This is a genomic window from Pseudomonas sp. GW821-FHT11G12, from assembly GCF_058808055.1.
Map to the genome: position 1 here is coordinate 196,837 of NZ_JBXARH010000007.1, position 6,186 is coordinate 203,022.

5 protein-coding genes are annotated in these 6,186 nt (G+C 61.6%); 2 read left to right on the forward strand and 3 right to left on the reverse strand.

The features are described from left to right. Window position 1: 1 nt before the first annotated feature. The gene (locus AC1RR7_RS21035; RefSeq protein WP_273540406.1) at window positions 2–391 is read right to left on the reverse strand and encodes a hypothetical protein; all 390 of its coding nucleotides are present in this window, start codon (window positions 389–391) and stop codon (window positions 2–4) included. Between the two features lie 391 nt (window positions 392–782). Then, window positions 783–2,609: a glycoside hydrolase family 15 protein gene (locus AC1RR7_RS21040; protein WP_493158345.1), complete on the reverse strand. Its 1,827-nt coding sequence runs from the start codon at window positions 2,607–2,609 to the stop codon at window positions 783–785. A gap of 207 nt (window positions 2,610–2,816) precedes the next feature. On the opposite strand from AC1RR7_RS21040, the gene AC1RR7_RS21045 reads away from it, so the two are divergent. Continuing rightward, on the forward strand, window positions 2,817–3,989 hold the full coding sequence (locus tag AC1RR7_RS21045; RefSeq protein WP_096822469.1) for an MFS transporter: 1,173 nt from the start codon (window positions 2,817–2,819) through the stop codon (window positions 3,987–3,989). A gap of 6 nt (window positions 3,990–3,995) precedes the next feature. Here AC1RR7_RS21045 and AC1RR7_RS21050 read toward each other — a convergent pair whose 3' ends face one another. Next, window positions 3,996–5,126, reverse strand: a complete 1,131-nt coding sequence (locus AC1RR7_RS21050) for a cupin-like domain-containing protein (RefSeq protein WP_096822468.1) — start codon at window positions 5,124–5,126, stop codon at window positions 3,996–3,998. A gap of 128 nt (window positions 5,127–5,254) precedes the next feature. Between AC1RR7_RS21050 and AC1RR7_RS21055 the strand changes: the two genes are divergently transcribed. Beyond that, the gene (locus tag AC1RR7_RS21055) at window positions 5,255–5,992 is read left to right on the forward strand and encodes a thioesterase II family protein (RefSeq protein WP_096822467.1); all 738 of its coding nucleotides are present in this window, start codon (window positions 5,255–5,257) and stop codon (window positions 5,990–5,992) included. The last annotated feature ends 194 nt before the right edge of the window (window positions 5,993–6,186 follow it).

Here is a 6,186-nt window from a genome sequence, read left to right on the forward strand (position 1 = left end):
CTTAAGCCTCGGCTTCCGCCACCTGATTGAAATACTTGCTGCGATCCGGCGTAAACGTCACCACCATCTTCGTCCGCGAGCAGGTCATGACTCGTTCTGCACCCAGATCGATATCCAGATCTTCCCCGCGCAACCCTTGCCACTGCGCCAGATACTTCAGCGATCCGTACTTTTCATTCTTTTTCAGGCTGCGACTGACCCCGCCTTTCCAGCCCAGCACCGGAAGTTCATCGGCAGTGCAACGTTGGGCGAGGTCGGGAAAGCGGGCGGCGCGCTGGCGGCCGATTTCCCAGCATTTGATCAGGCCCTTGTCGGCGGCTTCCCACAGTTCGTCGCGGGTCAGGCCCGTGCGCAGAGGGGCGTCGATCTGGCGGTGGATGCGTTGGCTCATTCTGGTTCCTTGAATCGGGTTTTTATTGGACAGCTCCGCTGTGCCCGTTGCGGTGGATGGTAGGGGGGGATGTAACAGCTGGCAACAAAGTATTTCGGGGTGTAAGTGCGAGTTGCGGGGGAGGGAATGTTTGGGATTTGTTTAGTGGATGTAGGCGTCTGGTTTTGCGAGTTGTGGCGAGGGAGCTTGCTCCCGTTCGGCTGCGCAGCAGTCGCAAAGCCGGGCTATGCAGTCTTTCAGGAGAAATGTGGGGGCAGGGCTTGGGACCGCTGCACGATCCGGCGGGAGCAAGCTCCCTCGCCACGGCTGCTGTGATTCTGTTTATTTACGTGTAGGGATTAGCCACGATCAGAGCGAGTGCGGGGCATATTTCCTACAGACTCTGATGGCTTTACGGCTGCCAGTAATTCTTCTCCCCACTCAACTTGCGATCGAGAAAACTCGCCGCACTGATCAGTGCCAGATGGGTCAATGCCTGGGGCGTGTTGCCCAGATGCCGGCCACGGTTGTCGAATTCCTCCGCGTATAGTCCCAACGGATTGGCATAACGCAGCAGTTGCTCGAATTCCAGGTGGGCTTTTTCCACCTGTCCGGCGCGGGCCAGGCATTCGACGTACCAGAACGAGCAGGCGGCGAAAGCGCCTTCGGTGCCCGATAATCCATCGATCCCCGTATCGTCATTGCGATAGCGGTAAACCATGCCGTCGCGCACCAAGTGTTTTTCGATGGCTTCAAGCGTCGCGAGCCAGCGCGGATCCTTTGCGCTGACGAAGCGCACCAGCGGCATCAGCAGCATCGAGCCATCCAGCGCGGTGCCGCCCTGGTACTGCACAAAATGCCCGTGTTCTTCATTCCAGAAGTTGTCCCAGATGTCGGCGTGGATTGCCTGACGGGTCTGGTCCCAGCGAGCGAAAGGCGCCGGCAGCGAGCGTTTCGAGGCCAGGCGGATCGCCCGGTCCAGCGCCACCCAGCACATCAGTCGCGAGTGCAGAAAGTGATGTTGCTCACCGCGCATTTCCCATATGCCTACGTCTTTGGTCTGCCAGGTCTCACACACCTGATCGACCACTTCCATCACATGTTTCCAGCCTTCGTGGGAAATCGCGTCGCCGTACTTGTTGACCAGATAAACGGCGTCCATCAGTTCGCCGAAGATATCCAGTTGAATCTGGTCGTACGCGCCATTGCCGATGCGCACCGGTTTTGCGCCGCCATGCCCGGACAAATGCGTGAGTTCGGTTTCCGGCAGTTCCTGGCGGCCGTCGATGGCGTAGAGGATGTTGAGTTTCATCGGCTGGCCGCTGCAATCGCTGACCCGCCCGCGCAGCCAGCGCATGTAGCCGTTGGCTTCGTCGACAAAGCCCAGGCGCATGAAGGCGTAAACGGTGAACGAGGCGTCGCGGATCCAGGTGTAGCGATAGTCCCAGTTGCGTTCGCCGCCGGGGGTTTCCGGCAGGCCGAACGTGGCGGCGGCGAGGATTGCGCCGTGCTGGCGCGAGGTGAGTAGCTTGAGGGCGAGGGCAGAGCGGTTGACCATTTCCCGCCAGCGACCGCGATAGTTGGACTGGCCGATCCAGTCGCGCCAGAACTTCAGCGTGCGCTCGATGCACAGCTTGGCGGCCCCTTCGGCGAAGCGCGGATCGTCGCTGGCGCCGAGCATGAACGCGGCGGTCTGATCTTGTTTGAGGGTGAATTGCCCGACTGCCGCATCGTGATCGACGCTCAAGGTTTGATCCGAGGCCAGCCGCAGTGTCGGCTGCCCGGTGGCGCTGAACAGTACATCTTTCTTGTCGATTGCGGCGCGAGTTTGAGCGCGAGCGTAGTCATGCCGGACGGCACAACGCAGGTGAAATGTCGCCTGCCCGCTGACCACCCGAACCCGGCGGATCAACAGCGGCAAGGCATCGTCGTTGTCGCCAATCGGCAGCAGATCGGTGATTTCCACCACGGCATGATCGCTGAGCCAGCGGGTTTGCAGGACGTTGGTGTCCGGCAGGTAAATCTGCTCGCGCCGGGCATCGGGCAGGTCCGGGGCCAACTGGAAAATCCCCGCGTCGGGCGTATCCAGCAGCGAACAGAAGATCGACGGGCTGTCGAACTCCGGCCAGCAGAAGAAATCCACGCTGCCCTTGTCATTGACCAGCGCTGCGCTGCGCATGTCGCCAATGATGCCGTGGGCGTCGATGGGGCTTTGTCGTTCAGGGTGATGCTCGGCCATGGTCGTCTGGCTCCGAGGCGAAGGCTTACCTAGCTGACTGATGGCCGGCGACGAGAGTTCATCCGCGTACATGAAATGATCGACAGCTTTGCGCGGCAGCGATTGGCCTTGCACGCCACAGGGACTTCACATTCCACCAACAATTGCGCGCTTTCCCGTCCGTCAGGCTTTGTGGCAAGTTGGCCGCCCCTGATGAGGCTGTATCCGATGGCAAACCCTTACCGCGAACTGTTCAACGCCCCCGGCGCCCGGGCCTTTGTGATGGCCGGGATGATCGCGCGCATGCCGATTTCCATGACCGGCATCGGCGTGATCACCATGCTCTCGCAATTGACCGGCGGCTATGCGCTGGCAGGCGGGGTGGCGGCGACGTTTGCCTTGGCTACGGCGTTCTGCGCACCGCAGGTGTCGCGGCTGGTGGACCGTTACGGTCAGGGGCGGATTCTGCCGGTGTCGGCGCTGATCGGTGGCGGGGCGTTGCTGATGTTGCTGCTGTGCACCCGTTTGCAGGCACCGACCTGGACGCTGTTCATCTGCGCTGCGCTGGCCGGTTGCATGCCGAGCATGTCGGCGATGGTGCGGGCGCGCTGGACGGAAATCTATCGCGGCCAGCCGCAATTGCAGACGGCGTATGCGCTGGAATCGGTGCTCGACGAAGTCTGCTTTATCGTTGGGCCGCCGCTGTCGGTGGGGCTGTGCGTCGGCGTGTTTCCCGAGGCCGGGCCGCTGGCGGCGCTGTTGATGCTGGCGATCGGCGTGACGGCGTTTGTCGCCCAGCGCAGCACCGAGCCGCCGGTGCATCCCCACGAATCAGAGCATCAAGGCTCGATCATTCGTTCGACCGACGTGCAATGGCTGCTGCTGTTGATGGTCGCCATGGGCATGATCGTCGGCGTGGTCGATGTGGTCAGCGTTGCGTTCGCTCAGCAACAAGGGCAACCGGCAGCGGCGAGCATCGTGTTGTCGGTGTACGCCATTGGTTCCTGTCTGGCGGGCATCGCGTTTGGTGCGATGCGCTCGAAACTGCCGTTGCCGCGCCTGTTTCTGTATGGCGGTCTGGCGACGGCGGTGACCACGCTGCCGCTGTTGCTGGCGACCAATATTTTCGGTTTGTCCTTGGCGGTGTTCATCGCCGGGTTGTTCTTCTCGCCAACCTTGATCGTGGCGATGGCGTTGATCGAACGCATCGTGCCGCCGGCCAAACTCACCGAAGGCCTGACCTGGTTGGTGACCGGTCTGAGCATTGGCGTGGCCATCGGTGCCGCCGGTTCCGGTGCATTGGTGGATGCATTCGGCGCCCGCAGCGGCTTCTGGCTGGCGATTGCTGCGGGTGCGGTGGTGCTGTGTTCGGCGGTGCAGAGCTTCCGCCACCTCAAGTGATCGGGGTTACCAGCCCCGGCCCGAATTCACCCAGAAATTCACTGATAACGAAGTCGACACCGATTCCACCTGATGGAACCAGCCTTCCGGCAGAAACAACAGGTCGCCGGCCTCCAGCGTCACCCGCAGGAAGGTCACGTCGCGGGCCTTGGGGAAGCGCTCATAGTCCGGCTCATCCGGGTTGAAGTCGCAGCCGTCCAGACCGCCCTCGGGTGCGGTGGACCAAGTACCCAACGCTTCACGATGATGCGGCGCGGCGAGGGTGAACTTTTTCTGGCCCCAGACCTGGGCGAACAGGTTGTCGGTGTCGTCGCGGTGCAACGGGGTCAACGTGCCTTTGGGGCCGATCCAGATGCGCGGTGGGATGAACAACGAAGCGTCGAAGTAGGGCGGATATTGAATCTGTTGCATCAACGCCGCCGGCAGAATGTTGTTGCCCATGTAGGCCGGTGGTTCTCCGTCCGCACCTTTGACCGCCGGGCTGTCCAGCGAGGCGATGAAGTCGGCCATCGACGTGGAGCGGAAATCCCGTTCGGTCGAGAACGTCTTTTTCACGTAATCGCCGTGGCGGGTGATGCCTTGCAGTTCGGCGAAATGCACCAGTGATTCTTCGCGGCTGAGCCTGAACAGCGGCCAGTCCTGCAGGGCATTGCTGATCACTAGCGGAACGCCGTTGGGCAGGTAACGGCTCTCGAATTCGATCGGCGACAACTCGCTGCGCGGTCGCCGTTCGACGACGGTTTGCGCTGGCAGGCTGGCGGTGAGTTTTTCGCTGAAGCGCGGCGGCGTCGGGTACCGCTTGTTCATGTCGACCTTTTCCACCGGCGCCGCACCCCGGCGAGCGTGGTCGATGATCTGCGGCAGCATCGTCGCCAGGCCCATGTTGCCGCTGATCTTCAGTCGGCCGCTGGCGAACAATTCCTCGACGTTGGCGATGCCGGCCATGATCCCGAGAAAATCCTGCTCAGCGACTTCGATGGTTACGTCGGGGCTGGCATGGCGACCGGCCTCGGTGCGGCTGCTCGCGCTGACCTCGGACCAGAACGCCTGTGACCCCAGCACGAATTGGAAAACGCCTTCGATACCGACCGCGCCGGCATTGGCGAACAGCTTGCCCAGGATGGTCTGCAGGTCCACGGTGAATCCTCTTTGTTGTTTTGGTCTGAACGGTTAACGAGCATTTGTAACGGTAATTTACAAACTGCCGACTAATTTGCCCGGGCATCAATCCGTACCCTTTGAAGAGACATTTTTCCGAGGGATGCGTGGTGACCAAGTTGACCCTGCTGTGCCTGCCGTATTCCGGCGCCAGTGCCATGGTCTACAGCCGCTGGCGGCCGAAGCTGCCGCAGTGGCTGCAATTGCAACCGGTGGAATTGCCGGGGCGCGGCGCCCGGTTCGGCGAACCGCTGCACACCGACATGCGTGCGTTGGCCATGCAACTGGCCAGGGAGCTGCGCCCGACACTCAAGGCCCCTTACGCACTGTTCGGCCATAGTCTGGGCGCCTTGCTGGCCTGCGAAATCGCTCACGCCTTGCGCGCGTTGGGCTGCCCGGAACCGGTGGCGCTATTCGCCTCGGGCACTGCGGCGCCGACGTTGCGCGCCGACTACGACCGCGGCTTTGCCGAGCCGAAGACGGACGCCGAGCTGATCGATCAACTGCGCACGCTCAACGGCACCAGCGAGGAAGTGCTGGCCAATCAGGAGCTGATGAGCCTGACGCTGCCGATCCTGCGCGCCGATTTCCTGCTCTGCGGCAAATTCCAGCCGTTGCAGCGGCCGCTGCTCAACTGCCCGGTGCATGTGCTGGGTGGCAAGGCCGACAAGGCGACTACGGAGCAGTTGATCGGCTGGAGCAAGGAAACCCGTGGCAGCTTCTCGGTGGACATGCTGGCCGGCGGGCACTTCTTCATTCATGAACACGAAGCCAAGGTGCTGCGGGTGATCAAGGATCAACTCGACGTGCATCATCGTCGGCACGGCTTGATGGCCGCCGTTTAACCCGAATTCATTGCTGTCCGGAACCCTGTGAGGGGCGAGCAGGCTTGCTCCCGCAGGGTTTTTTATCGCCCGCAAATCCCCGCTGCACCTCCCTTCTGATAGTTCTTCTCAATCGCTAATTTTTCCGCTTTGCATTCGTTTTATAGGGACGACGTGCCTTTGTGCTGCCAGCCTACTGATTCGGATACCAAGAA

Coding starts and splice junctions, on each gene's coding strand:
- AC1RR7_RS21045 (WP_096822469.1), top strand. CDS start 2,817: ATGGCAAACCCTTACCGCGAACTGTTCAACGCCCCCGGCGCCCGGGCC.
- AC1RR7_RS21040 (WP_493158345.1), bottom strand. CDS start 2,609: ATGGCCGAGCATCACCCTGAACGACAAAGCCCCATCGACGCCCACGGC.
- AC1RR7_RS21035 (WP_273540406.1), bottom strand. CDS start 391: ATGAGCCAACGCATCCACCGCCAGATCGACGCCCCTCTGCGCACGGGC.